The organism is Massilia timonae, from assembly GCF_001866515.1.
GTDB classification, from domain to species: domain Bacteria; phylum Pseudomonadota; class Gammaproteobacteria; order Burkholderiales; family Burkholderiaceae_D; genus Telluria; species Telluria timonae.
The window spans coordinates 3,904,063-3,927,633 of the sequence record NZ_JRYB01000001.1 but is presented as its reverse complement, the minus strand read 5'-3'; the positions used below and the strand labels follow the sequence as shown (position 1 = coordinate 3,927,633).

At 69.1% G+C, this 23,571-nt stretch carries 22 protein-coding genes and 1 pseudogene; 12 read left to right on the top strand and 11 right to left on the bottom strand.

The window, feature by feature from the left end:
- Nucleotide 1: 1 nt before the first annotated feature.
- Genes LO55_RS16805 through ccoN form a run of 3 tightly spaced genes read right to left on the bottom strand, consistent with a single transcriptional unit; the run spans nucleotide 2 to nucleotide 2,267 of the window.
- Complete coding sequence (locus LO55_RS16805) at nucleotides 2–172, bottom strand: cbb3-type cytochrome oxidase subunit 3 (RefSeq protein ID WP_071362340.1); 171 nt, start codon at nucleotides 170–172, stop codon at nucleotides 2–4.
- 1 nt (nucleotide 173) lies between these two features.
- Complete coding sequence (gene ccoO / locus LO55_RS16800) at nucleotides 174–788, bottom strand: cytochrome-c oxidase, cbb3-type subunit II (RefSeq protein ID WP_071362339.1); 615 nt, start codon at nucleotides 786–788, stop codon at nucleotides 174–176.
- A gap of 18 nt (nucleotides 789–806) precedes the next feature.
- The gene (ccoN, locus tag LO55_RS16795) at nucleotides 807–2,267 is read right to left on the bottom strand and encodes a cytochrome-c oxidase, cbb3-type subunit I (protein ID WP_071362338.1); all 1,461 of its coding nucleotides are present in this window, start codon (nucleotides 2,265–2,267) and stop codon (nucleotides 807–809) included.
- A 267-nt stretch (nucleotides 2,268–2,534) separates the two neighbouring features.
- On the opposite strand from ccoN, the gene LO55_RS16790 reads away from it, so the two are divergent.
- Nucleotides 2,535–2,933: a TraR/DksA family transcriptional regulator gene (locus LO55_RS16790; protein ID WP_071362337.1), complete on the top strand. Its 399-nt coding sequence runs from the start codon at nucleotides 2,535–2,537 to the stop codon at nucleotides 2,931–2,933.
- Between the two features lie 45 nt (nucleotides 2,934–2,978).
- Here LO55_RS16790 and ccoS read toward each other — a convergent pair whose 3' ends face one another.
- The 5 genes from ccoS to LO55_RS16765 all read right to left on the bottom strand — a co-directional run bounded on the left by ccoS (nucleotide 2,979) and on the right by LO55_RS16765 (nucleotide 9,528).
- Nucleotides 2,979–3,122 (bottom strand): cbb3-type cytochrome oxidase assembly protein CcoS, encoded by a 144-nt coding sequence (ccoS, locus tag LO55_RS16785; protein WP_005667205.1) that lies wholly within the window; start codon nucleotides 3,120–3,122, stop codon nucleotides 2,979–2,981.
- Between the two features lie 2 nt (nucleotides 3,123–3,124).
- Complete coding sequence (locus tag LO55_RS16780; protein ID WP_083415381.1) at nucleotides 3,125–5,581, bottom strand: heavy metal translocating P-type ATPase; 2,457 nt, start codon at nucleotides 5,579–5,581, stop codon at nucleotides 3,125–3,127.
- On the bottom strand, nucleotides 5,578–6,366 hold the full coding sequence (locus tag LO55_RS16775) for a sulfite exporter TauE/SafE family protein (protein ID WP_071362336.1): 789 nt from the start codon (nucleotides 6,364–6,366) through the stop codon (nucleotides 5,578–5,580). Before LO55_RS16775 ends, LO55_RS16780 begins: the two co-directional genes overlap by 4 nt.
- Nucleotides 6,367–6,375: 9 nt before the next feature.
- Nucleotides 6,376–7,836: an oxygen-independent coproporphyrinogen III oxidase gene (hemN, locus tag LO55_RS16770; protein WP_229410165.1), complete on the bottom strand. Its 1,461-nt coding sequence runs from the start codon at nucleotides 7,834–7,836 to the stop codon at nucleotides 6,376–6,378.
- 114 nt (nucleotides 7,837–7,950) lie between these two features.
- Nucleotides 7,951–9,528, bottom strand: a complete 1,578-nt coding sequence (locus LO55_RS16765; RefSeq protein WP_071362335.1) for a methyl-accepting chemotaxis protein — start codon at nucleotides 9,526–9,528, stop codon at nucleotides 7,951–7,953.
- A 167-nt stretch (nucleotides 9,529–9,695) separates the two neighbouring features.
- Here LO55_RS16765 and LO55_RS27040 point away from each other — a divergent pair.
- The 4 genes and pseudogenes from LO55_RS27040 to LO55_RS16750 form a co-directional block, all read left to right on the top strand.
- Nucleotides 9,696–9,920 (top strand): annotated as a pseudogene (locus LO55_RS27040) (metal-dependent hydrolase); the annotation flags it as partial.
- Between the two features lie 4 nt (nucleotides 9,921–9,924).
- Nucleotides 9,925–10,911, top strand: coding sequence for a metal-dependent hydrolase (locus tag LO55_RS16760; protein ID WP_229410164.1), 987 nt, complete (start codon nucleotides 9,925–9,927; stop codon nucleotides 10,909–10,911).
- A 273-nt stretch (nucleotides 10,912–11,184) separates the two neighbouring features.
- Nucleotides 11,185–12,018, top strand: coding sequence for a universal stress protein (locus LO55_RS16755; protein WP_071362334.1), 834 nt, complete (start codon nucleotides 11,185–11,187; stop codon nucleotides 12,016–12,018).
- A gap of 34 nt (nucleotides 12,019–12,052) precedes the next feature.
- The gene (locus tag LO55_RS16750; RefSeq protein ID WP_071362333.1) at nucleotides 12,053–12,526 is read left to right on the top strand and encodes a hemerythrin domain-containing protein; all 474 of its coding nucleotides are present in this window, start codon (nucleotides 12,053–12,055) and stop codon (nucleotides 12,524–12,526) included.
- A 3-nt stretch (nucleotides 12,527–12,529) separates the two neighbouring features.
- On the opposite strand, the gene LO55_RS16745 is transcribed toward LO55_RS16750, so the two are convergent.
- A complete protein-coding gene (locus LO55_RS16745; RefSeq protein ID WP_071362332.1) occupies nucleotides 12,530–13,072 on the bottom strand; it encodes a flavin reductase family protein in 543 nt (180 codons plus the stop codon).
- Nucleotides 13,073–13,242: 170 nt separating this feature from the next.
- On the opposite strand from LO55_RS16745, the gene LO55_RS25945 reads away from it, so the two are divergent.
- A complete protein-coding gene (locus LO55_RS25945) occupies nucleotides 13,243–13,737 on the top strand; it encodes a winged helix-turn-helix domain-containing protein (protein ID WP_177185536.1) in 495 nt (164 codons plus the stop codon).
- Here the strand turns inward: LO55_RS25945 and LO55_RS16740 are convergent.
- Entirely contained in the window at nucleotides 13,623–15,806 is a 2,184-nt protein-coding gene (locus LO55_RS16740; protein ID WP_071362331.1) for a hybrid sensor histidine kinase/response regulator, read from the bottom strand. The genes LO55_RS25945 and LO55_RS16740 overlap by 115 nt on opposite strands.
- A 79-nt stretch (nucleotides 15,807–15,885) precedes the next feature.
- Nucleotides 15,886–16,371, bottom strand: coding sequence for an Lrp/AsnC ligand binding domain-containing protein (locus LO55_RS16735; RefSeq protein ID WP_005667188.1), 486 nt, complete (start codon nucleotides 16,369–16,371; stop codon nucleotides 15,886–15,888).
- Between the two features lie 124 nt (nucleotides 16,372–16,495).
- On the opposite strand from LO55_RS16735, the gene LO55_RS16730 reads away from it, so the two are divergent.
- The 6 genes from LO55_RS16730 (at nucleotide 16,496) to gudD (ending at nucleotide 23,543) form a co-directional block, all read left to right on the top strand.
- Complete coding sequence (locus tag LO55_RS16730; RefSeq protein ID WP_005667186.1) at nucleotides 16,496–17,788, top strand: D-amino acid dehydrogenase; 1,293 nt, start codon at nucleotides 16,496–16,498, stop codon at nucleotides 17,786–17,788.
- Between the two features lie 4 nt (nucleotides 17,789–17,792).
- Complete coding sequence (gene alr, locus LO55_RS16725; protein WP_071362330.1) at nucleotides 17,793–18,941, top strand: alanine racemase; 1,149 nt, start codon at nucleotides 17,793–17,795, stop codon at nucleotides 18,939–18,941.
- Nucleotides 18,942–19,010: 69 nt separating this feature from the next.
- Nucleotides 19,011–19,895 (top strand): LysR substrate-binding domain-containing protein, encoded by an 885-nt coding sequence (locus LO55_RS16720; RefSeq protein WP_071362329.1) that lies wholly within the window; start codon nucleotides 19,011–19,013, stop codon nucleotides 19,893–19,895.
- 164 nt (nucleotides 19,896–20,059) lie between these two features.
- Nucleotides 20,060–21,133 (top strand): porin, encoded by a 1,074-nt coding sequence (locus tag LO55_RS16715; protein WP_071362328.1) that lies wholly within the window; start codon nucleotides 20,060–20,062, stop codon nucleotides 21,131–21,133.
- A gap of 52 nt (nucleotides 21,134–21,185) precedes the next feature.
- On the top strand, nucleotides 21,186–22,154 hold the full coding sequence (locus tag LO55_RS16710) for a Bug family tripartite tricarboxylate transporter substrate binding protein (protein WP_071362327.1): 969 nt from the start codon (nucleotides 21,186–21,188) through the stop codon (nucleotides 22,152–22,154).
- Between the two features lie 48 nt (nucleotides 22,155–22,202).
- Nucleotides 22,203–23,543 carry a glucarate dehydratase gene (gudD, locus tag LO55_RS16705; RefSeq protein WP_071362326.1) on the top strand — a complete coding sequence of 447 codons (1,341 nt, stop codon included), beginning with the start codon at nucleotides 22,203–22,205 and terminating at the stop codon, nucleotides 23,541–23,543.
- Nucleotides 23,544–23,571: the final 28 nt, after the last annotated feature.

Sequence of the window (23,571 nt, the reverse complement as noted above, 5' to 3'; positions counted from 1 at the left end):
GTCAATGCTCCTCGCCGTGGTCGGCGCCGTCCGCGAACGGCAGCCGCGCCGCCGCGTCGAAATCGCTGCCCTTGTGCAGCAGGTAGGTCCAGCCCACGATGCCCATGAAGGTCGCGAAGCTGATCACGGTCATGACGCTGCTGGCGTCGTCGAATATCTGTTGGATTGCCATCTCAGTTCCTCGTCTTGATCTGGGTGCCCAGGCCCTGCAGGTAGGCGACCAGCGCGTCCTGCTCGGTCTTGTCGACCAGGTCTTTCGGTGCTTCCGCGATCTCCGCGTCGGTATAGGGCACGCCGACGCGCCGCAGCGCGCGCATCTTCGGCATGATCTCGGCCGGGATCAGCTTGGTCGTGGCCAGCCACGGATAGGCCGGCATGTTCGACTCGGGCACCACGTCGCGCGGATTGTCGAGGTGGGTGCGGTGCCATTCGTCGCTGTAGCGGCCGCCCACGCGCGCCAGGTCGGGGCCGGTGCGCTTGGAGCCCCACTGGAACGGGTGCTCGTAGACCGACTCGCCGGCCACCGAGTAGTGGCCATAGCGCTCGGTCTCGGCGCGCAGCGGCCGGATCATCTGCGAGTGGCAGCCGTAGCAGCCCTCGCGGATGTAGACGTCGCGGCCGGCCAGGCGCAGCGGCGAATAGGGTTTCAGGCCGGCGACCGGTTCGGTGGTCGACTTCTGGAAGAACAGCGGCACGATCTCGACCAGGCCGCCGAAGGAGATGACCAGCAGGACGAGGCCGATCAGCAGCCACACATTCTTCTCGATCCACTCATGGGTGAATTTCATTGCAGACTCCTGGTTTCTTTAGGCTGGGACGACATGCTCGGCGTCAACCACGCCGCGCGGATTCTTCGGCCCGACCGGGATCGGGACGTCGACGCTCTTCGTGCCGCGCATCGTCATCCAGGTGTTCCAGGCCATCAGCACCATGCCGCACAGGTACAGGGCGCCGCCCGTCACGCGGATCACGTAATAGGGCCAGGTGGCCTTGACGCTTTCGGCGAAGGTATAGGTCAGGGTGCCGTCGGGATTCACCGCGCGCCACATCAGGCCCTGCATCACGCCGGCGATCCACATCGAGGCGATGTAGAGGACGACGCCGATGGTGGCGACCCAAAAATGCGTTTCGACCATGGCGACGCTGTGCATCTGCTTCTTGCCGGCGACGCGCGGGATGATGTAATAGATCGAGCCCATGGTGATGAAGCCGACCCAGCCCAGGGCGCCGGCGTGGACGTGGGCGACGGTCCAGTCGGTGTAGTGCGACAGCGCGTTGATGGTCTTGATCGACATCATCGGGCCCTCGAAGGTGGCCATGCCGTAGAACGACAGCGAGACGATCATGAATTTCAGCAGCGGGTCGGAGCGCAGCTTGTGCCAGGCGCCCGACAGGGTCATGATCCCGTTGATCATGCCGCCCCACGACGGCGCCAGCAGGATGATCGAGAACACCATGCCCAGCGATTGGGTCCAGTCGGGCAGCGCGGTGTAGTGCAGGTGGTGCGGACCGGCCCACATATAGGTGAAGATCAGGGCCCAGAAGTGCACGATCGACAGGCGGTACGAGTACACCGGGCGCTCGGCCTGCTTCGGAATGAAGTAATAGACCATGCCCAGGTAGCCGGCGGTGAGGATGAAGCCGACCGCATTATGGCCGTACCACCACTGGATCATGGCGTCCTGCACGCCCGAATACACCGAATACGATTTCATCAACGAGGCTGGCGACGTCATGCCGTTCACAATGTGCAGGATGGCGACCGCCAGGATGAAGGCGCCGAAGAACCAGTTGGCGACGTAGATGTGCTTGACCTTGCGCTTGACGAGGGTGCCGAAGAACACCACGGCGTAGGCGACCCAGACGATGGCGATCAGGATCGAGATCGGCCATTCGAGTTCGGCGTATTCCTTGCCGCGCGTGAAGCCCATCGGCAGCGTGACCGCGGCGCACAGCAGCACCGCCTGCCAGCCCCAGAAGGTGAACGCGGCCAGCTTGTCGGAGAACAGGCGCACCTGGCAGGTGCGCTGCACCACGTAGTACGAGGTGGCGAACAGGCCGCAGATGCCGAAGGCGAAAATGACCGCATTGGTATGCAGCGGACGCAGGCGTCCGTAGCTGAGCCATGGGATGTCGAAGTTGAGCGCGGGCCAGGCCAGCTGGGCCGCGATGAACACCCCTGCCGCCATGCCGATCACGCCCCAGACCACGGTCGCAATGGCAAACTGGCGCACGATCTTGTAGTTATAGTTTAGACTGCTGTCCAAGATGCTCTCCTGAAATGACACGATGTAGTGACAGCCAGGAGTGTGCGTTTACGAACCTTAAAAATCCTTGATGTGTATCAAAATGTTCCTTGATGGATAGAGTATGAGGAACGGATGTTGTAGCCCGTTTGTCGCCCTACCGTGCGCTGAGCTGCGACGCTTTCTTCCACGATTCCACGGGCATCGTTTTGAGACGAATCAGGTCCAAAACTAGACGGCCCGCCATAGTCCGGGGGGCTTTTCCTCACCAACCAATAAGGAATCGCTATGCCGCCTCTTTCCCAATCCGTTCACGAAGAAATGTCCAAGCGCCTGCACCAGGCGCGCGAAGACCTGCTCGGCGCCGTTCGTTCGCGCACCACGGCCGACGAGGGTGACGCTCCCCAGATCGGGCCGCTCGCACATGAGGTGCCGGGCGACGACCGCGTGACCGCCGAGATGATCAGCCACGACCAGGTCCACCTGGCCGAACACGATGCGAACACGCTGCACGAGATCGACGTCGCCCTCGGCAAGCTCGAGGCCGGCGGCGCCGGCATCTGCGAGTCGTGCGGCCGCGAGATCCCGGACGGGCGCCTGCTGGCCACGCCGACGGTGCGCACCTGCATCGAATGCCAGGACCGCATCGAGAAGGAAACCCACACCGGGCGCGGACCGACGATGTGATCCGTCGCCGTGGCGTACGCAGGGTCGGCGGCCATGCCTCCGACCCTACCGATCATCATCCTGCAAGACGCGATACGCCGGCCCTTCCAGATCGTCGAACTGCCCGCTCTCGGCCGCCCCGAAGAACACCCACAAGGCCACCCCCACCACCAGCACGCTGAGCGGCACCAGCAAATACAAGGCTTCCATCGCTAATCCCTTCGCAAGCGCAGCGCATTGAGTACGACCACGGCCGAGCTGGCCGCCATGCCGATCCCCGCCAGCCAGGGATTCAACAACCCCGTCGCCGCCGCCGGAATCGCCGCCACGTTGTAGACCGTGGCCCAGGCCAGGTTCTGGCGGATCACCGCCAGCGTGCGGCGCGCCGTGTCCAGGGTGTCGGCCAGCGGCGCCAGGCTGTCGCCCATCAGCACCCCGTCGGCATGCAGCTGCGCCAGTTCGGCCCCGCGCCCCATCGCGAACGAGACGTCGGCCCCGCGCAGCACTGCTGCGTCGTTGATGCCGTCGCCGACCATCGCCACGATCGCGCCATCCTGCTGCAGGCGCCGTACATAGGCCAGCTTCTCCTGCGGCAGCTTGCCGCCGATGGCGGTCGAGATGCCCAGGCGGGCCGCCACGGCCTGCGCCGCATGCTGCTCGTCGCCGCTGAGCAGGATCACCGTCTTGCCGCTGGCGCGGATGCGGCGCACCACCTCGGCGGCGTCGGCCCGCAGGCCGTCGGCCAGGTCGAAGCGCGCCAGCCAGCCTTCGCTGCTGCCGAGCCAGACCGAGGTGGTGCCCACCGGCGCCGCCACGCGCGCCACGCCGCCGGCCACGCCGGCGACCCAGGCGACGCTGCCCAGGCGGTAGTAACGCCCATCGACCCAGCCCTCGACGCCCTGCCCGATCGTGAACTGCGTGCGTTCGGCGCGCGCGGCCTCGGCGGGCGATGCGACGATGGCCTCGCGAATTCCCAGCGCCAGCGGATGCGGATTGTCGGCCTCCAGCGCGGCGGCGATGCGCAGGCAGTCGAAGCCAGTCAGGCTGCCCACCGGCAGGGTCTGGCGCAGCACCGGCCGGCCATGGGTGAGCGTCCCGGTCTTGTCGAACACCACATGGGTGGCGCGGTCGAAGGTTTCCAGCGTGTGCGGCTGCACCGACAGCACGCCGCGCCGCAACAGGCGGTCGGTGGCGGCGGCCAGCGCGGTCGGCGTGGCCAGCGACAGCGCGCACGGGCAGGACACCACCAGCACCGCGATCGCCACCTGCCAGGCCTTGCCAGGGTCCACCTGCAGCCAGGCGAAATAGGCCAGCACGGTCAGCGCCAGCAAGCCGAGCACGAACCAGGCCGCCACCCGGTCGGCCCACAGGGCCAGCGCCGGCTTGCCCTGCCCCGCGCGCTCGACCAGCCGCACCAGCATCGACAGCGTGCTGTCATGGGCGGTCGAGGTCACGCGCAGCACGATGGCGCCGCCCGCATTGAGCGCGCCGCCCGGCACCAGGTCGCCCACGCCGCGGCGCTGGGTGCGGCTCTCGCCGGTCAGAAGCGCCAGATCGACGTCGGTGTCGCCCTCGACGATCATGCCGTCGGCCGGCGCCGCCTGGCCGGCGCGCACCAGCACCAGGTCGTCCACCCGCAGGCTGCCGGCCGTCACCAGCTCGGTGTCACGCAGCAGGGGATTGCCGCGCAGGCGCAGCGCCGACGGCGGCAAGCCCTGCTGCAGGCGCTCGAGCGCGCCGGCCGCCTTGCGGCGCGCGCCCAGTTCGAGGTAGCGGCTGCCCAGCAGCAGGAACACGAACATGGTCACCGAATCGAAATACACGTCACCATTGCCGGTGACCAGCGCCTGCAGGCTGCCGGCGAAGGCGGCGCCGATCCCGAGCGCGACCGGCACGTCCATGCCCGGCATGCCGCGCCGCAGGTCGCGCCAGGCGCCCTTGAAGAACGGCTGGGCCGAATACAGCACCGCCGGCAGGGTCAGGAACAACGCGGCCCAGTGCATCAGCGCCGTCATCGCGGCGTCCATCGTGCCCTCGTCGGCCATGTACACCGGCACCGCATACATCATCACCTGCATCATCGACAGGCCGGCCACGAACAGCTGGCGGAACAGCTGCTTGCGCGCGCGCTCGAGCTGCTCGCCGTGGCGCCGCGCATCGTAGGGATAGGCGAGGTAGCCGATCGCGCGCAGCGTGCGCAGGATGGCGCTGGCGCGGCAGCCGGACGGATCCCAGCGCACGAACAGGCGCTCGGTGGCCACGTTCAGGCTGACGTCCAGCACCCCGGGCAAGTCGTGCAGGCGGCGCTCGATCAGCCACACGCAGGCGGCGCAGCGGATGCCCTCCACCGTGAAGCTGGCCGCGCCGTCGGCATCGCCGTCGTCGACCAGGTCGAGCTCGGGCGCCTTGGCGGCCTCGATGTCGGCCTGGGCGGCGTAGGCGGTGCGGGTCGCGTAGTAGTCGGCGAAGCCGCCGTCGACGATGGCCTGGGCCGCCGCCGCGCAGCCGGGACAGCACATGCGCCGCACCTCGCCGCGGATCGTGGCTTGCCAGGCGCTGTCGTGCGGCACCGGCAAGCCGCAGTGGAAACACCCTGCGGGCGCGTTGCGCGCGGCAGCCGTGGCGGCGCCGCCCGCGGCGCGCATCGCTTCTTCGAGCACCGCGCTCATGCCGGCCTCCCGAGGCACAGCCCGTGCATCCAGCCGGCCGGCAGGCCGCCGGCGGCGCGCGCCAGGCCGAGGATGCCGAAGGCCAGGATCGCAAACCCGCAGCACAGGCGCACCGCGCGCCGCGCCATCAACGCGCGCAGGCGCCCGCCCGCCAGGCCGAGCGCGGCCAGCATCGGCAGCGTGCCCAGGCCGAAGGCGAGCATCACGCCGGCGCCGTCCAGCGCCGAGCCGCTCAGCATGGCCGTCACCAGCACGCTGTACACCATGCCGCACGGCAGCCAGCCCCACAGGGCGCCGAGCACGAACATGCGGGCGCCGCCGGTCCGGGCGCCGCTGGTCCCGACGCCGTTCATGCGCCGCAGCAGCGGCGCGAGACGGCGCCACAATGCCTGGCCGGCCTGCTCGACGCGGGCCAGGCCGCGCCAGGCGTCCATCAGGAACAGCCCCAGCGCCACCAGCATCAGGTTCGCGGCCCAATACAAGCCTGCCTGCACGGCCGGCAACGCCGCCAGCGAGGCCGCGCCGCCGGCCAATCCCCCGGCCAGCGCGCCGGCCGTCATGTAGCTGGCGATGCGCCCCGCGTTATAGGCCCCCACGCCGGTGAGCGTGGCACCCGCGCTCGCGGCGACGGTCCGCACCGGCACCGGGAAAGCCGGTTCCCGTGCGGCCAAGCCCGGCGCGCGCGGAAGCGACAGCGCGCCGACGATCCCGCCGCACATGCCGGCGCAGTGCACGCTGCCGGCCAGGCCGACCAGAAACACCGGGAACAGGCTGACGCCGCTCATCGACCGGCCCTAGACGGTTTGCGAATGGCGCGGGCCCTCGCCCGGCCGGGCGAGGTAGCGGTCGAACACCATGCACACGTTGCGGATCAGCAGGCGCCCCTTCATCGTGACGGTCAGCCACTCCGGCCCGACCTGCACCAGGCCGTCGTCCTGCATCGTGCGCAGCGTGGCCAGCTCGCCGGCGAAGTGCTGTTCGAAAGCGATCGGGAACGCCTGCTCGATGGCCGGGATCGACAGCTCGAACTGGCACATCAGCTTCTGGATGATCGAGCGGCGCAGCGCGTCGTCCATCGACAGGCGGATGCCGCGCTGGACCGGCAACTCGTTCCGGTCGATCAGGTCGTAGTATTCGTCGAGCGTCTTGACGTTCTGGCTGTAGGTGGCGCCCACCGCACCGATGCTCGACACCCCGCACGCCACCAGGTCAGCGTCGGCATGGGTCGAGTAGCCCTGGAAGTTGCGGTGCAGGCGGCCCTGGCGCTGGGCCACGGCCAGGTCGTCGTCCGGCTTGGCGAAATGGTCCATGCCGATGTACACGTAGCCGGCGGCGCCGAGGCGCTCGATGCACAGCTGGAGCATCCTGAGCTTGGTGTCGCTGTCCGGCATGTCCTGTTGCAGGATGCGCCGCTGCGGCTTGAACAGGTGCGGCATGTGGGCATAGTGGTAGACCGAGATGCGTTCCGGGCCGGCCTTGATCACCTTGTCCAGGGTTTGCGTCATGCTGGCCAGGGTCTGCTTCGGCAGGCCGTAGATCAGGTCGATGCTCACCGAACGAAAACCCGCGGCGCGCGCGGCGTCGATGATGGCCACCGTCTCGCGCTCGGGCTGGACCCGGTTGACCGCCTTCTGAACGTCTGGATCGAAATCCTGCACGCCCAGGCTGATGCGGTTGAAACCCTGGCGCCGCAGGCTGTGCACCCGTTCGACAGAGACGGTGCGCGGGTCGACCTCGATCGAATATTCGCCGCGCTCGTCGGGGGCGAAGCGAAAGCACCGCGCCAGGTGCGCCATCAGCTCGCCCATCTGCTCGTCCGACAGGTAAGTGGGGGTGCCGCCGCCGAAGTGCAGCTGCTCGACCTCGTTCATGCCGGCGAACAGCAGCCCTTGCATCTCGACTTCGCGCTTCAGGTAAGACAAGTAGGTCGCCGCCTTGTCGCGACGTTTGGTGACGATCTTGTTGCAGGCGCAGTAATAGCACACGCTTTCGCAGAACGGGATGTGCAGGTATAGCGACAGCGGGCGCTTGCCGCGGGTGCGCACGCTGGCCACCGCGTGCAGGTAGTCGCGGTAGCCGAAGTCGGGGCTGAAGCGATCGGCCGTCGGGTAGGACGTATAGCGCGGGCCAGACTTGCCGAGCCGGGCCAGCAGGTCGCCATCGAATTCGACGGCCGGGTGGAGCACGGTGGCGGGTTGGGACGGAAACCGGGCGGGAACCGGCGCGGGAGGCGCCGCTTGCACTTCTGCGAACATGACTGAGGTACTCCAGCTGCTGGCCACTTTGCCGAAATGCAAAGTGGCACGATTAGCGGTCAGTTTATTGATCTACTTCACGCAAATCCTTGACATGCATCAAATATGGAAGAGTCAGCCCTGGCTTGGCCGTCCGCCATGCTTGAACTTGAACACGGATAAGGCCAGCGACAGGCGTGCCGCCTCATCGGCCACGCTGCCAGAGGACAGCGCCGATTCCTCGACCTGGGCGGCGTTCTGCCGCGTGATCGCGTCCAGCTCGCTCATGGCGGCGTTGACGCCCCGGATGTCCTGGGCCTGTTCGCGGCTGGCGGCCGTGATCGCGCTCATGATGGCGGCTGCCTCGCCCACCTTGTCGACCACCGCGCGCATGGTCTGGCCGGCCTGGCAGACCAGTTCGCTCCCCTCGCCCACGTGGCCGCTGGAGACCTCGATCAATCCCTTGATTTCCTTGGCGGCGCCGGCGGTGCGCTGGGCCAGGCTGCGCACTTCGCCGGCCACGACCGCGAAGCCGCGCCCCTGCTCGCCGGCCCTGGCCGCCTCCACCGCCGCGTTCAGCGCCAGCAGATTGGTCTGGAAGGCGATGCCGTCGATCAGGCCGATGATGTCGCCGATGCGGTTGGCGGAGCCGCTGATCCGGTCCATGGTCCGGCCGACGCGATCGACGGCCTGGCCGCCCTGGCCGGCCACCGTGGTGGCGGCCAGCACCATGCCGTCGGCCTGCACCGCGCTGTCGGTATTGCGGCCGGCGGCGCGCGCGATGTTGCCCAGGCTGCTGGCGGTCTGCTCCAGGCTGGCGGCCTGGGCTTCGGTGCGGGCGGCCAGGTCGGCGTTGCCGGCGGCGATCGCGCGGGTGGCCAGCTCGATCGAGCTGACGTTGTCGCGCACGTCGCCGATGATCGCGGTGAGATTGATGTTCAGTTGGCGCAGCGCCAGTTGCAGGCGACCGACGTCCCCGCTGCCGGGAGCCGCGACCGGACGCGCCAGGTCGCCGCCGGCCAGGGCGTGGACGGTGGCGATGGCTTCCCGCAGCGGCCGCGCGATGCTGCGATCGAGCTCATACCAGGCCGCCAGCGAGGCCAGCACGCCGGCGCCGGCCAGCACGCGCCAGCCCATGCCTTCGGCCACCGCCGCGAGCGTGCCCAGCAGCACGGCCTGGGCGCCCATCGTCCAGCCCAGGCGCTGGCGCAGCGACAGCGCGCGCAGGGCGGCCAGGACATCCAGGCGCCGGCGCCAGCCGGTGCGCACCACCCGGCCGCGCACGATGCCCAGGCCGCGCGCCTGGCCGGCGCGGATCCGGCGGTACAACAGGTCGGCCTGCTCGACCTGCGCGCGGGTGGGCGCGGTGCGCACCGACATATAGCCGGTCACGCGGCCGCGCTCCCGGATCGGCACCACGTTCGCCACCACCCAATAGAAGTCGCCGTTCTTGCGGCGGTTCTTGACCATCCCGGTCCAGGGTTCGCCCGCCTGCAGGGTCGCCCACAGGTCGGCGAAGGCTTCGGGCGGCATGTCGGGGTGGCGCACGATATTGTGCGCCTTGCCCAGCAACTCGTCCTCGCTGAAACCGCTGACGTCGACGAAGCTCGGGTTGACGTAGGTGATGCGGCCTTTGGTATCGGTCTTCGAGACGATCGACTGTTCCGCCCCCATCACGTATTCGATCCCGGTCACTGGCTGGTTATTGCGCACTGTGCTCTCCCTCTTGTTGCCTGTAAGAAAATATAGTTTCTCGCATTCTAGCGATGAGGAAATGCGAAAAATATGACCTACATCAAAAATGCGATGGTTGGCCATGCTATGTAACCAAGAGAATCTTGATTTAGTTCAATGTCTTGCTTTCACGGTAAACTTGTGGGATGGACAATCTCACTCACTCCCTGGTAGGCCTGGCGCTGGGCGAACTCGCCGACCGCGCCCTGCCCTTTCAACCCGATCCGCACCAGGCGCGCACGCGCCGCCGCGTCCTGCTTGCCACCGGCGCGCTGGCCAGCAACTTCCCCGACCTGGACCTGGTGCTCACGCCCCTGTTGGCGCCGCCGCTCGGCTACCTGCTGCACCACCGCGGCCATACGCACACGCTGCTGTATGCCCTGCCCCAGATCGCGCTGCTGCTCGGCCTGCTTTGGCTGCTGTGGCCAGGCGCGGCGCCTGCTGCGCGACGACCGCACGGCGCGGCGCGCGGTGCTGGCCACCGCCGCGCTCGGGATGGTGCTGCACCTGTCGCTCGACTTCCTGAACGTGTATGGCGTGCACCCCTTCCACCCGCTCGACTCACGCTGGCTGTATGGCGACATGGTGTTCATCATCGAGCCGGTGTTCTGGACCGCGCTCGGGATCGCGCTCGCCCTGCTGGCGCCGAACCGGCTGCTGCGCTGGCTGTTCGCGGCGCTGATCCTGGCGGCGCCGGTGGCGTTCACCTATCTGGGTTTCCTGCAATGGGGTTCGCTCGCTGGACTGTTGCTGCTGGCGGGCGTGGTGGGCTTCATGGCGCGCCGCGGCGGCGCGCGCGGCGTGGTCGCGGCGCTGGTGGCCTGCCTGGGCTTCATCGCGGTGCAGGGCGTGGCCGGGCAGCTGGCGCGCGAACAGATCCGCGCGGCGCTGGCCCAGGTCGATCCCGGCAGCCGGGTGCTCGACCTGCCGCTGTCGGCCTTTCCCTCGAATCCCCTGTGCTGGTCGTTCGCGACGATCACCGACCACGGCGGCGCCGGAAGCTATGCGGTGCGCCTCGGCGTACTGAGCCTGGCGCCCGGCATCACCAGCGTGGCGGCCTGCCCGGCGCGCTTCGGCGGCGAACCGGGAGCGCCCGCCCAGACGCTGTCGTGGAAGTATCGGGAACACGGCAGCCTGGCCGGCCTGCGCGCGCTACAGCAGGATAACTGTCACTTCGACGGCTGGCTGCGCTTCGCGCGCGTGCCGTCGCTGGTCGACGGCAAGGCGACCGACATCCGCTTCAGCGCGCCGGGGGAAGAGAATTTCTCGACGCTTCCCTATGACGCGATGGCCGGTCAGCCGTGCCCGGCGCCGGTGCCGCAATGGGAGCGGCCGCGCCAGGACTTGCTGGACGGGCGCTGAAGGTCGCGCGCCCGCGGCAGGTCCTGAAGCAGGGCGGGATTGCACGCCTGCTGCCGTCTGATCGACGGCAGCCGCCCCCGCACCGGACAGGAGCTCGATGACTACCGAACCCACGCTGCCGGCCTGGATTGCCAGCAAACCAATCCAGCCCACGCCGCAGCGAAATTTGACCCACGTTTGATCGCGATCAACCGTGCGCCTGACAGGCTGCCTTGCGCCGCGTATAGTGAAACGCCGTGCGCCACGTTCCAGACCACCGAACGGAGTCAGCATATGTTCAAGACCATACTCGTCCATGTCGATGGCGGGCCCTGCCAGGAGAGCCGCCTGCGCGCGGCGGCGCTGCTCGCCGGCGCGCACGGCGCCCACCTGGTCGGCAGCGGCGCCACCGGCCTGTCGATGGCCAGTTACGCGGTGCTGAATGGCTCGATGGCCATGCCGGTCTCCAACCGCGAATTCCAGGACCTGCGCGATGCCGTCGCCACCCAGCTCGACGATTTCGTGGCCCAGGCCGAGCGCCTCGGCATCCAGGGCGCCGAGGCGCGCATGGTCGAAGACGCCGACCGCGACGGCCTGCTGCTGCAGGCGCGCTACGCCGACCTCGTGGTGGTGAGCCAGGACAATGGCCGCGCCCGCGCCACGACCGAACGGGGCCTGCCCCAATACCTCGCCCTGCACGGCGTCCGTCCGGTGCTGGTGGTGCCCGACTCCTACCACGGCAAGCCGATCCCCGGCGACGCGCTGGTCGGCTGGGACGGCAGCATGCCGGCCCAGCGCGCGATCAACGCCGCCCTGCCCCTGCTGGCCCAGGCCGGCACCGTGCACCTGGCGCTGGTCAACCCCGACCTGCAATCCGGCCTGCACGGCGACGAACCGGGGGCCGACATGGCGCACTACCTGGCGCGCCATGGCCTGAAGGTCGACGTCGCCGTCGCGCATACCCGCGCCACCGAGGGCGAGGCCCTGATGGACATGGCGCGCGACTGCCACGCCGGGCTGATGGTGACCGGCGCCTTCGGCCACAGCCGCTACCGCGAATGGATCCTCGGCGGCGTCACGCGCGACGTGCTCGACCACGCGCCGGCGCCGCTCCTGATCGCCCATTGAATCCCACTCGACCTACTTTGCCACTATTTCAGCCATGACTTTTCACCACTATCCAGGAGGCAGCGCCGGCGCCATCGGCGCCGCGATCCGCCATGCCCGCCGCCACCTGTGCGCGCGCCTGGCCGACACGGCCGACAGCACCTGCACGCCGGACGACTGCTTCGTGCACGCCTTCCCGGCCGTCGTCACGGCGGTCGAGGTCGGGTTCCGGCACGAGGAACGGGTCATGGAATCGCTCGACTACGAACGCCTGCACGAGCACCGCGCCGAGAACGCCACCATCCTGGCCGCCCTGCACCGCGCCATGCCGCTGGTCGAGGATGGCGACGTCACGCTCGGCCGCCAGCTGGTGGCGGCGCTGCTCGACCTGCTGTCGCTGCACCGGATCAGCACCGACCTCGCGCTGGCCACGGCGCCGCATGCGCCCAGCGGCCGCCCCGGCGGGCGGGTGCCGCGCATCCTGCTGCATGGCGCCGGGCACGCGGGCTGGCGCTCGCGCCAACACTGACATCTACTTGAGGCCGGCGCGCTGGCGCCGGATCACCTTGCCCGACACCATGAACGTGCCGTCACCCTTGTAGTGCAGGGTTTCCGGATGGCGTGGCCGCGCGGCGACGCGCGCCGCCACCACTTCCCAGATGAAGAAATCGTAGCGCCCGACCAGGCTCTCGTCATGCAGCCGGCACTCGAACTGGGCGTGACACTCGCGGATCGACGGCGCCGCCACCTGCTCGCTTGCCTCCGGCGTGAGGCCGAAGGCGGCGAACTTGTCGATCTCGGCCCCGGTGGTCGAACCGACGCCCAGCACCGCCTCGAGCTGGCGGGTGGTCGGCAGGTTGATCACGCATTCGCCGCTGGCGCGGATCAGGCCGTGGCTGTGATTGGCGGATGAGATCACGCAGCCGATCAGCGATGGACTGAATTCCATCACCGTGTGCCAGCCCATCACCATGACGTCATGTTCGCCATGGTGGCACGAGGTCACCAGCGCCACCGGTCCCGGTTCCAGGTAGCGCCGCACTTCGTGCAGCGGCAGGTCGTGCTTGCGTCCCATCCGTCCTCCCGTTATCAGCCCGTCCATATTATGGTCCGGCCCGCAAGCGTCCGGCGTACGCTTGCAGGCAACGCACGCGACAGCAGAAAAATGCTAGCGCCGGCGCGCGCCGGCGGCGGACAATGGTCACGATACGTCCCGACCCGCCACCACCAGACACGAGGCTTGCCATGGATTCCGGCCCATCCGCCCCCACCAGGATCGCCTTTCTCGACTTCGAACTGCTTCCCGCCCAGCGCCTGCTGCTGCGCGCCGGACGCCCGCTGCCGAGCCGCGCGCGCGCCTACGACCTGCTGGTGCTGCTGGCCTCCCGGCCCGGCGAAGTCGTGAGCAAGCGCGCGCTGATGGCCGGGGCGTGGCCGCACACGGTGGTGGTCGAGGCAAACCTGCGGGTGCAGATCGCGGCCCTGCGCAAGCTGCTGGGCGACGCCGGCAGCGCGATCGTGAACGTGGCCGGGCGCGGCTACGCCTTCACCGCCGTGCCCGCGCCCCAGGCCGGGGAGGCGGCCGCTCCCATCCACGCTACCGGCAACCCGCCGTCCACGCCTGCTCAGGCCCCGGCCGGCGCCACCGCATCCTGCAGCGCCTCGATGGTCGCCGGCTTGGTCAGGTGCACGTCGAAACCGGCGGCCAGCGCGCGCGCCACGTCGGCCTGCTGGCCGTAACCGGTCAGCGCCACCAGCCGCAGCGGGCCTCCTTCCGGCGCGCCCGCGTCGCCGCGCAAGGCCGCGGCCAGCGCATAGCCGTCCATGTCGGGCAGGCCGATGTCGAGGATCGCCACCTCGGGCGGTTCGGCCACTGCCAGCGCGCGCGCCTCGGCCGCGCTGTGGGCGACCCGCACCGCATGCCCCAGGTGGCGCAGCAGCAGCGCGCTGGCCGCGGCCGCATCCTCGTTGTCGTCGACCAGCAGGATGCGGCGTCCCGGCGCCGCCGGCGCCAGCGGATCCGGCTCGCGCGCCGCGCTCGGCGCGCCGAGCGGCAGGATCACCTCGAAACGGCTGCCGGCGCCCGGGCCGGCGCTGTAGGCCGCGACCCGGCCGCCATGCAGCTGGGCGATCTCGCGCACGATCGCCAGGCCGAGCCCGAGTCCGCCGGTGCGCCGCGCCAGCGGCTGCGGCGCCTGGTAGAACGGCTCGAACACGCGCGCCAGCAACTCAGGGGCCATGCCGGCGCCGTTGTCGCTCACGCCCAGCACCGCCTCGCCATTCACCGCCGCCAGCGTGACGCGGGTGTCGCTGCTGCCGAAGCGGGCCGCGTTCGACAGCAGGTTGCCCAGCACCTGCGCCAGGCGGGTCTCGTCGCCGGTGACCCAGACCTCCGGCGGCGCCTCCAGGGTGATGGGCTCGCCCGGCAGGGCCGCCACCGCATGGCGCGCCAGTTCGGCCAGGTTCAGCGGGCGGGCGTCGATCGCCAGCTTGCCGGAGGCGATGCGCGACACGTCCAGCAGGTCGTCGACCAGGCGCCGCAGGTGGGTCACCTGGCGCCGCATGACGGCGCGCTCGCGCTGGCTGCCCGCTTCGCCCCGCAAGTCCATCAGGTCGAGCGAGGTCAGGATCGGGCTGAGCGGATTGCGCAGTTCGTGGCCCAGCATGGCCAGGAAGGCGTCCTTGGCCTGGCCGGCCTGGCGCGCCTGCGCCAGCGCTTCCTCGAGCGACGCCAGCAGGCGCGAACGCTCCTCTTCCTGCGCGGCGCGCCGGCTGGCGGCGGCCTCCAGTGCCTGGCCCATCTCGCGGATCTCCTTGATCCGCGACGGCGCCACCTGCACCTTGCGCGCGCTGCCCAGCGCGGCGGCGCCGGCCTGCACGCTCTCGATGCGGCGCACGATGCGCCCGGACAGCCACGAGGCCAGCGCGATGCAGGCGCTCAGCACCACCCAGGCGCCCAGCACGTAGACCGCGAAGCGCTGGAAGAAGCCTACCCCGAAGCCGGCGCTGGGGGCGCCCACCGCCACCACCCAGCCATAGCGCGGCGAGGTCGTGTAGGCGCTGATCACCTGGTCGCCTTCGAGCGTGGTGGTCACGCCCACGCCTTCCGGCCCGCCGCTCTTCATCAGCGCCGTGAGCGAGGCGCTGGGCGCGCCGACCACGGTGCGCTCCTGGTCGCGCGAGCGCGCCACCAGCGCGCCGCCGCCGTCCATCACCGCGATCACCGATTCCGGAGGAATCTTCTGGCGCGCGATCACGTCCAGGAAGCGGTTCGGCTGGACCACGGCGGTCAAGACCCAGGGCTGGCCGTCGGGCCCCGTCACCGGGATCCGCACCGGCACCGCCGGGCGCCCGCCCTGCCCGCGCGCGACGCGGCCGGCCATCGGGCGGCGCTGCTCCATCGCCTGGTGCAGGCTGCCGGGATCGGCGATGCGCGCCGCCGGCGCCCCATATGGCGCCATGGTGCGAAACAGCGGACGGCCGGCGGCGTCGGAGAGCACCACCCCCAGCCAGTCGGGGCGCGACAGGCGGCTGGCGGTGTCGTGGAAGCCGCGCAGGTCGCCGCCCGCCAGTTGCGGACTCTTGGCGATGCCGCTCAGGGCTGCCACGGTGGCGTCCAGCTCGGCGTCGACGGCGCTCGACAGCGCGCGCGCATGGCCGATCATCATCCTTTCCTGTTCCTGCTCCAGGTACAGGCCGGCGCCGTGGATGGTCCAGACTCCCAGCAGCACGAGCGGCAGCAGGCCGATCGCGGTGAGCAGGATCAGGAGGTGTCGGAGGGACAGGACGGTTCCGGCAACGGCGCGCATGGGTGTTCCAGAAAGGAAACGTCCATTATAGGATGAGCCGGCTCCATCCTTGCGGTTTTTGCGGGATTGACCACCGGGGTCAGCGCGGAATCGACAGCGCCAGGGTTTCCTTCAGTTCTTCCATCACCACATAGCTCTTCGACTGGCCGGCGTCAGCCACGTGCAGGATCTCCCCCAGCAGGCGCCGGTACTCGGACATCTCGGGGATGCGCGCCTTGATCAGGTAGTCGAAGTCGCCCGACACCAGGTGGCATTCCATCACCTCGGGAATGGCCAGCATCGCGCGCCGGAAGCGTTCGAAGGCCTTGTCGGATTTCTGGTGCAGGTTGATCTCGACGAACACCAGGATCTGCATGCCCAGCGCCTGTGGATTGATGCGCGCGTAGTAGCCCTGGATGACGCCGTCGCGCTCCATGCGCTTGACCCGCTCGATGCAGGGCGTGAGCGACAGCCCGACCTGCTCGGCCAGGTCCTTCATCACGATCCGCGCATCCTGCTGCAGGATCGACAGGATATGCAGGTCGATCCGGTCCAGGATGCGGTTCGAGGCTTTTTGCACGCGCATGGGTCGATTCCGGTGGGTGAATGCAGAAGTATTTGCTGAAAAATTGCGTATTAACAGAAACAATTATCTCCTCACCCGCGCTACGATGGCAAGCTTTTCTAAATCTGGATTTTTCGAGGAACATATGCGAGTCATCGTATTGGGCAGCGGCGTGGTCGGCGTCACCACCGCGTATTACCTGGCGCAGGCCGGCCACGAGGTCACGGTCATCGACCGCCAGCCCGGTCCCGCCCTCGAGACCAGTTTCGCCAATGCCGGCCAGATCTCGCCCGGCTATGCCTCGCCCTGGGCCGCGCCCGGCATTCCGCTGAAGGCCGCCAAGTGGCTGTTCCAGCGCCACGCTCCGCTGGCGATCCGTCCCGACGGCTCGCTGTTCCAGCTGCAGTGGATGTGGGAGATGTACCGCAACTGCGACCCTGCCCGCTACGCCGTCAACAAGGAGCGCATGGTGCGCCTGGCCGAATACAGCCGCGATTGCATGCGCGCGCTGCGGCGCGACACCGGCATCGCCTACGAAGGCCGCCAGCAGGGCACGGTCCAGCTGTTCCGCACCCGCCAGCAGTTCGACGGCGCGGCCAAGGACATCGAGGTGCTGCGCGACGCCGGCGTGGCCTATGAAGTGCTGGAGGGCGCACAGCTGGCCACGGCCGAACCGGCGCTGGCCAACGTGGCCGACAAGCTGGTCGGCGGCCTGCGCCTGCCGAACGACGAAACCGGCGACTGCCAGCTGTTCACCAGCCGCCTGACGGCCATGGCGCGCGACCTGGGCGTGCGCTTCGAATTCGACACCACGATCCGCTGCCTCAACGAGGCGGGCGGCGAGATCGTCTCGGTTGAAACCGACAAGGGCGCATTCGCTGCGGATCGCTTCGTGCTGGCCCTGGGCAGCTATTCGCGCCTGCTGCTGCAGCGCTGGTTCCCGCTGCCGGTGTATCCGATGAAGGGCTATTCGCTGACGGTGCCGATCACGGACGCGGCGCGCGCGCCGGTGTCGACCATCCTCGACGAGACCTACAAGATTGCCGTCACCCGCTTCGACGACCGCATCCGCGTCGGCGGCATGGCCGAGCTTTCCGGCTACAACCTCGACCTCAATCCACGCCGCCGCGAAACCCTGGAGCTGGTCGTCAACGACCTGTTCCCGGGCGCGGGCGACACCGCCCGGGCCAGCTTCTGGACCGGCCTGCGTCCGATGACGCCGGACAGCACCCCGGTGGTGGGCGCCACGCTGCTGCGCAACCTGTTCCTGAACACCGGCCACGGCACGCTGGGCTGGACCATGGCGGCCGGCTCGGCCAGCGTGATCGCCGACCTGGTGGGCGGCAAGGCGCCGTCGATCCGCGCCGACGACCTGGCCGTGTTCCGCTACGCGGGCGGCAGCGGCGGCGCCGCCGGCGCCAAGCTGGCGCAGGCGTAAGCGCATGGATCAACACACCGATCGGCGCGATGACGGCGCGGCGCGCGCCGGCGCCACCCTCACGATCGACCTGGACGCGGTGCGCGCCAATTACCGCCTGCTGCGCGCGCGCGGCGCCGCCAGCACCGGGGCGGCCTGCGGCGCGGTCCTGAAGGCCGACGCCTACGGGCTCGGCATGGACAAGGTCGCGGCGGCGCTGGCGCGCGAAGGCTGCCGCAGCTTCTTCGTGGCTCACCTCGACGAAGGCATCCGCCTGCGCCGGCTCGTGCCCGGCGATTGCACCATTTATGTGATGCACGGCGCCATGCCGGGCACGGCGCGCGACTGCGTCGAGCACGACCTGACGCCGGTGCTGAACGACCCCGGCCAGGTGGCCGAATGGCGCGCGCTGGCGCGCGAGCTCGGGCGCGAACTGCCGGCCGCGCTCCAGGTCGACACCGGCATGTCGCGCATGGGCCTCGCGGCCGCCGATCTCGACCGGCTGCGCCAGGACCCGGCCTGGCTGGACGGCATCGCGCCGCGATTGTTGATGAGCCACCTGGCCTGCGCCGACGAGCCGGCGCACCCGCTCAACGCGCGCCAGCGCCGGCGCTTCGAAGAGGCGCGCGCGCTGTTTCCCGGCGTGCCGGCCAGCCTGGCCAATTCCTCGGGCGTGTTCCTGGGCGGCGCCTGGCACTTCGACCTGCTGCGCCCGGGATGCGCGCTGTACGGCATCAATCCCCAGCCGGGTCACGCCAATCCGCTGGCGCAGGCGGTGTCGCTGGCGGCGCGCGTGGTGCAGCTGCGCACCGTGGCCGCCGGCGACATCGTCGGCTATGGCGCGCGCTACGTGGCGCCGGGCGAGCGCCGCATCGCCACCATCGCGATCGGCTATGCCGACGGCTGGCTGCGCGCCCTCACCGGCCGTTCGCAGGCCTTTGTCGACGGCGTGGCCGTGCCCTTCGCCGGCACCGTGTCGATGGACAGCATCACGCTCGACGTCACCGGCATCCCCGAAGATCGGATCGCGCCGGGGCGGACGGTCGACCTGCTGTGCCCGCAGCAGACGGTCGACGACGTCGCGCTCCAGGCCGGCACCATCGGCTACGAGGTGCTGACCCGCCTGGGCGGGCGCTTCGCGCGCCGTTATCTCGGGCTGGCGGCGCAGGAATAACGCCGAAACCGGGCGCCGCGGTTACCATGCTGCCTGCGGCGACCCGCCGCGGCAGCCCGGGAGTCCACCTTGTTCGAAATCAGCCAGCTTCGCTGCTTCGTCGCCGTTGCCGAAGAACTTCACTTCAGCCGGGCGGCGCAGCGCCTGAACATGACGCAGCCGCCGTTGAGCCGCCAGGTCCGGCTGCTCGAACACAGCGTCGGCGTGGCCCTGCTCGAGCGCAGCAGCCGTTCCGTCACCCTCACCGCCGCCGGCAAGGCCTTCCTGCCGGAAGCCGTCCGCATCCTGCGCCTGGCGCAAGAGGCGGCGGTCAAGGCGCGCCGCACCGCCAGAGGTGAACAGGGCACGCTCTCGATCGGCTTTTCCGCCGCCTCCGGCTACAGCCTGCTGCCGGCGGTCGTGCGCGGCATCCGCCAGGTCTGCCCCGACGTGGCGCTCAACCTGAAAGAGCTCGTGAGCACGGCCCAGGTCGAGGCGCTCAACGCGGGCGAGATCGACCTGGCCCTGATGCGGCCGCACCCCATCAACGGCGAACTGGAAAGCGTGCCGATGGCGACCGAATCGCTCATGCTGGCGGTGCAGGCGAGCGAGGCCCACGCCTGGCCCGCCGAGCTCACCCTGCAATGCCTGCACGGCCGGCCTTTCCTCATGTACTCGCCCTACGAGGCGCGGCCCTTCTACCAGATGCTCAGCGAACGCTTTGCCAGGGCCGGCGTCGTGCCCGACGTCGTCGAGTACGTCGGACAGGTCCACACCATGCTGGCGCTCGTCGGCGCGGGAATGGGCGCCGCCCTGATCGCCGAAGGCGCCTGCCGCCTGAAGTTCGAGGGGGTCGTCACGCGCCGGATGATGACCGAACCCGTCTACCTGGTAGGCGCCTACCGCCGCAACAACGACAACCCCGTGCTCGACCTGTTCAAGCAGCAGGTGCTCCCCGCCTTTCTCCAGGACTGAACCCACCTGCCGCCGCGATCGATTCAATTATTGAATCAGACACGACAGCATTTGAATTGCTCGGGAATCGATCCCGGTCCTATCATGGCTCTGCCGCGCCGGCATGAACTGGCGCCGGCTGCGTACGGATGACAAACAATCCGGCCATATGACAGGAGACAAGCATGAAACAACTGGCAGCGCTGGCGCTGGCCTGCGCCGGCACCGTCGCCCATGCGCAGGCGTCCGTGACCTTCTACGGCATCGTCGATGCGGGCATCGTCGTCGAAGATGGCGGCGCGAACGGGCGGATCACCAAGGTCACGAGCGGCGTCGGCGCCGCCTCGCGCTTCGGCTTGCGCGGCGTGGAGGACTTGGGCAACGGCGTGTCGGCCTTCTTCACCCTCGAAGGCGGCGCCAAGATCGACACCGGCGAAATCGACGCCGCCGGCACGATCTTCAACCGCCAGTCCCTGGTCGGCCTGCGCGGCGGCTATGGCGCGGTGGCCCTAGGCCGCCAGTACACCCCCTACCACACCGCGATGGTGACCATCGTCGACCCGTTCAGCACCGGCTACGCCGGCAGCGCCAAGAGCCTGTTCCCCCACAACGGCGCCAATATCCGCACCAGCAACACCATCACCTACGCGACTCCCAAGGTGAACGGCTTCGACGCCGAGCTGGCGTACAGCCTCGGCGAACAGGCCGATTCCTCGGTGGGGCGCCAGTTCGGCGGCGCGGTCGGTTACGCCGCCGGCCCGCTGGCGCTGCGCCTGGTCTACAACAACAAGAACACCGATGTCCCGGCCAGCGGCGCCACGCCGGCCGTGGAACGGACCCTGGGCCGCAACTACCTGCTGGCCGCATCGTACAAGCTGGCGCGCGTCAAGCTGCATGCGGGATTCAGCGTCGACAAGGGCTTCAACGCCGCGCCGCTGATCAACCCGAACAACCCCTACGGCGGCGTCAGGCCGACGCCGTCGACCGACGGCCGCAGCGTCCTGCTCGGCGTCACGGCGCCGATCGGCGCCGGCACCCTCATGGCGTCGGTGCTGCACAAGGACGACCGCACCGCATTCAACCAGGACGCCAATGCCTGGGGCATCGGCTACCTGTACGCGCTGTCGAAACGCACCGGCCTGTACGCGGCCTATGGCCACGTCGACAACCGCAACGGCGCCGGCTATACCATTGCGAACAATACCGAAGCGGGCAGCGGCGACACCGGCTACAACCTCGGCATGCGCCACAGCTTCTGATCACGCTTGAATACGCTTGAATACGCTTGAATACTTATAACGAGGAGACACCATGAGAATGAATACGACCGTATCGTCCCTGCTGCTGGGCCTGGCGTTGATGGGCGGCGCGCAGGCCGCGCCATTTCCGAGCAAGGCCATCACCGCCGTCGTACCCTTCCCGTCCGGGGGATCGACCGACGCCATCGCCCGCGCGATCGGCCCGAAAATCAGCGCCACGCTGGGCCAGCCCTGGGTGGTCGACAACCGTCCGGGCGCCACCGGCGCGATCGGCGCCGGCTACGTCAAGCGCGCGGCTCCCGACGGCCATACGCTGATGGTGGCCTCGATCGCGGTGTACTCGGTCAATCCCCTGCTCCAGAAGCGGCTGCCCTACGATCCATCGAAGGACTTCGACCTGTTGACGGTGGCGGTGCAGGCCCCGAACGTGCTGGTGACGAATGCCACCATCCCCGCCAACACGGTGGGCGACTTCATCGCCTACCTCAAGAAGCATCCCGGCAAGGTGACCTTCGCTACCTCCGGCGCGGGCAGCTCGGACCACCTGACGGCGGCGCTGTTCTGGCAAAAGACCGGCACCTCGGGGCTGCACGTGCCCTACAAGGGCGGCGCGCCGGCGATCACCGACCTGCTGGGCGGCCACGCCAACGTCTCGTTCCAGAACATCAACGTCGTGCTCGGCCATATCAAGTCAGGCAAGCTCAGGGCCCTGGCCGTGACCGGCGCCAACCGGTCGGCGGCGCTGCCCAACGTGCCCACGCTCGCCGAATCGGGCGTCAAGGACGTCGACGTGTATTCATGGCAGGCCATCGCCGCGCCGAAGGGATTGCCGAAAGACGTCAAGGCCAGGCTGCACACGACCATCGTGAACACGCTGCGCGACCCGCAGATCAAGAACAAGCTCAGCGAGCAGGGGTTCGAGATCGTGGCCTCCTCGCCCGAACAGTTCGCCAAGTTCCAGGCCCAGGAACTGGCGCGCTGGCGCGACGTGATCACCAACGGCAAGATCGAGATCGACTGATCCGGCGCCAGCGCTTTCCCGAACCTCCACTTTTTTGACCCGTACATCATGCGCAACCCGAATCCGAATGCCCCCGTCGTCACCAGCCTGCGCGTCGTCCCGGTCGCGGGGCAGGACAGCATGCTCCTGAACCTGAGCGGGGCGCACGGCCCCTGGTTCACCCGCAACATCGTCATCCTGACCGACAGCGCCGGCAATACCGGCCTGGGCGAGGTGCCCGGCGGCGAGGCTATCCGCCAGACCATCGAGGACGCCCGCCCCTTCATCGTCGGCGCGACCCTGGGCGACTACAACAAGGTGCTGGGCGCCATGCGCAGCGCCTTCGCCGAACGCGACCAGGGCGGCCGCGGCCTTCAGACCTTCGACCTGCGCACCACGATCCACGCCGTCACGGCCGTGGAATCGGCGCTGCTCGACCTGCTCGGCCAGTTCATGGGCGTGCCGGTGGCGGCGCTGCTGGGCGACGGCCAGCAGCGCGACGCGGTCGAGATGCTGGGCTACCTGTTCTATGTGGGCGATCGCAAGCGCACGCCGCTGGCCTACCGCAGCGAGCCGGACGCCGACAACGACTGGTACCGCCTGCGCAATGAAGAGGCGCTCACGCCCCAGGCCATCGTGCGGCTGGCCGAGGCCGCCCAGGCGCGCTACGGCTTCAACGACTTCAAGCTCAAGGGAGGCGTGCTGTCGGCCGACGAAGAGATGGAAGCGATTGTCGCCCTGCACGAGCGCTTCCCCCAGGCGCGCGTGACGCTCGACCCCAACGGCGGCTGGCTGCTGGCCGACGCGATCCGCGTGTGCCGCGACAAGCACGGCATCCTGGCCTATGCCGAAGACCCGTGCGGCGCCGAGAACGGTTTCTCGGGACGCGAAGTGATGGCCGAATTCCGGCGCGCGACGGGGCTGCGCACCGCGACCAACATGATCGCGACCGACTGGCGCCAGATGGCCCATTCGATCCAGCTGCAGTCGGTCGACATCCCGCTGGCCGACCCGCATTTCTGGACCATGCAGGGTTCGGTCAGGGTGGCCCAGCTGTGCGAGATGTTCGGCCTGACCTGGGGTTCGCATTCGAACAACCACTTTGACATCTCGCTCGCGATGTTTACGCACGTCGGCGCCGCCGCGCCGGGCAGGGTCACCGCGATCGACACCCACTGGATCTGGCAAGACGGCCAGCACCTGACCAAACGTCCCCTCACCATCGAAGGCGGCATGGTGCAGGTGCCCCGGCAGCCGGGCCTGGGCATCGAACTCGACCCCGACAAGCTGGAACTGGCGCACCAGGCCTACAAGAACATGGGGCTGGGGGCGCGCGACGACGCGGTCGCCATGCAATACCTGGTGCGCGACTGGAAGTTCGACAACAAGCGCCCCTGCCTGGTGCGTTGAGGTCGTGGCCCGGCGCGTGCGCCGTCTT

Excerpts from the sequence above, each read along its gene's own strand:
- hemN (WP_229410165.1), bottom strand. The coding sequence starts at position 7,836 with ATGTTCGCAGAAGTGCAAGCGGCGCCTCCCGCGCCGGTTCCCGCCCGG.
- gudD (WP_071362326.1), top strand. The coding sequence starts at position 22,203 with ATGCGCAACCCGAATCCGAATGCCCCCGTCGTCACCAGCCTGCGCGTC.
- LO55_RS16750 (WP_071362333.1), top strand. The coding sequence starts at position 12,053 with ATGACTTTTCACCACTATCCAGGAGGCAGCGCCGGCGCCATCGGCGCC.
- LO55_RS16775 (WP_071362336.1), bottom strand. The coding sequence starts at position 6,366 with ATGAGCGGCGTCAGCCTGTTCCCGGTGTTTCTGGTCGGCCTGGCCGGC.
- LO55_RS16715 (WP_071362328.1), top strand. The coding sequence starts at position 20,060 with ATGAAACAACTGGCAGCGCTGGCGCTGGCCTGCGCCGGCACCGTCGCC.
- LO55_RS16790 (WP_071362337.1), top strand. The coding sequence starts at position 2,535 with ATGCCGCCTCTTTCCCAATCCGTTCACGAAGAAATGTCCAAGCGCCTG.
- LO55_RS16730 (WP_005667186.1), top strand. The coding sequence starts at position 16,496 with ATGCGAGTCATCGTATTGGGCAGCGGCGTGGTCGGCGTCACCACCGCG.
- LO55_RS16745 (WP_071362332.1), bottom strand. The coding sequence starts at position 13,072 with ATGGGACGCAAGCACGACCTGCCGCTGCACGAAGTGCGGCGCTACCTG.
- LO55_RS16710 (WP_071362327.1), top strand. The coding sequence starts at position 21,186 with ATGAGAATGAATACGACCGTATCGTCCCTGCTGCTGGGCCTGGCGTTG.
- ccoO (WP_071362339.1), bottom strand. The coding sequence starts at position 788 with ATGAAATTCACCCATGAGTGGATCGAGAAGAATGTGTGGCTGCTGATC.
- LO55_RS16740 (WP_071362331.1), bottom strand. The coding sequence starts at position 15,806 with ATGCGCGCCGTTGCCGGAACCGTCCTGTCCCTCCGACACCTCCTGATC.
- LO55_RS25945 (WP_177185536.1), top strand. The coding sequence starts at position 13,243 with ATGGATTCCGGCCCATCCGCCCCCACCAGGATCGCCTTTCTCGACTTC.
- LO55_RS16735 (WP_005667188.1), bottom strand. The coding sequence starts at position 16,371 with ATGCGCGTGCAAAAAGCCTCGAACCGCATCCTGGACCGGATCGACCTG.
- alr (WP_071362330.1), top strand. The coding sequence starts at position 17,793 with ATGGATCAACACACCGATCGGCGCGATGACGGCGCGGCGCGCGCCGGC.
- LO55_RS16755 (WP_071362334.1), top strand. The coding sequence starts at position 11,185 with ATGTTCAAGACCATACTCGTCCATGTCGATGGCGGGCCCTGCCAGGAG.
- LO55_RS16780 (WP_083415381.1), bottom strand. The coding sequence starts at position 5,581 with ATGAGCGCGGTGCTCGAAGAAGCGATGCGCGCCGCGGGCGGCGCCGCC.
- LO55_RS16760 (WP_229410164.1), top strand. The coding sequence starts at position 9,925 with ATGCCCTGCCCCAGATCGCGCTGCTGCTCGGCCTGCTTTGGCTGCTGT.
- LO55_RS16805 (WP_071362340.1), bottom strand. The coding sequence starts at position 172 with ATGGCAATCCAACAGATATTCGACGACGCCAGCAGCGTCATGACCGTG.
- ccoS (WP_005667205.1), bottom strand. The coding sequence starts at position 3,122 with ATGGAAGCCTTGTATTTGCTGGTGCCGCTCAGCGTGCTGGTGGTGGGG.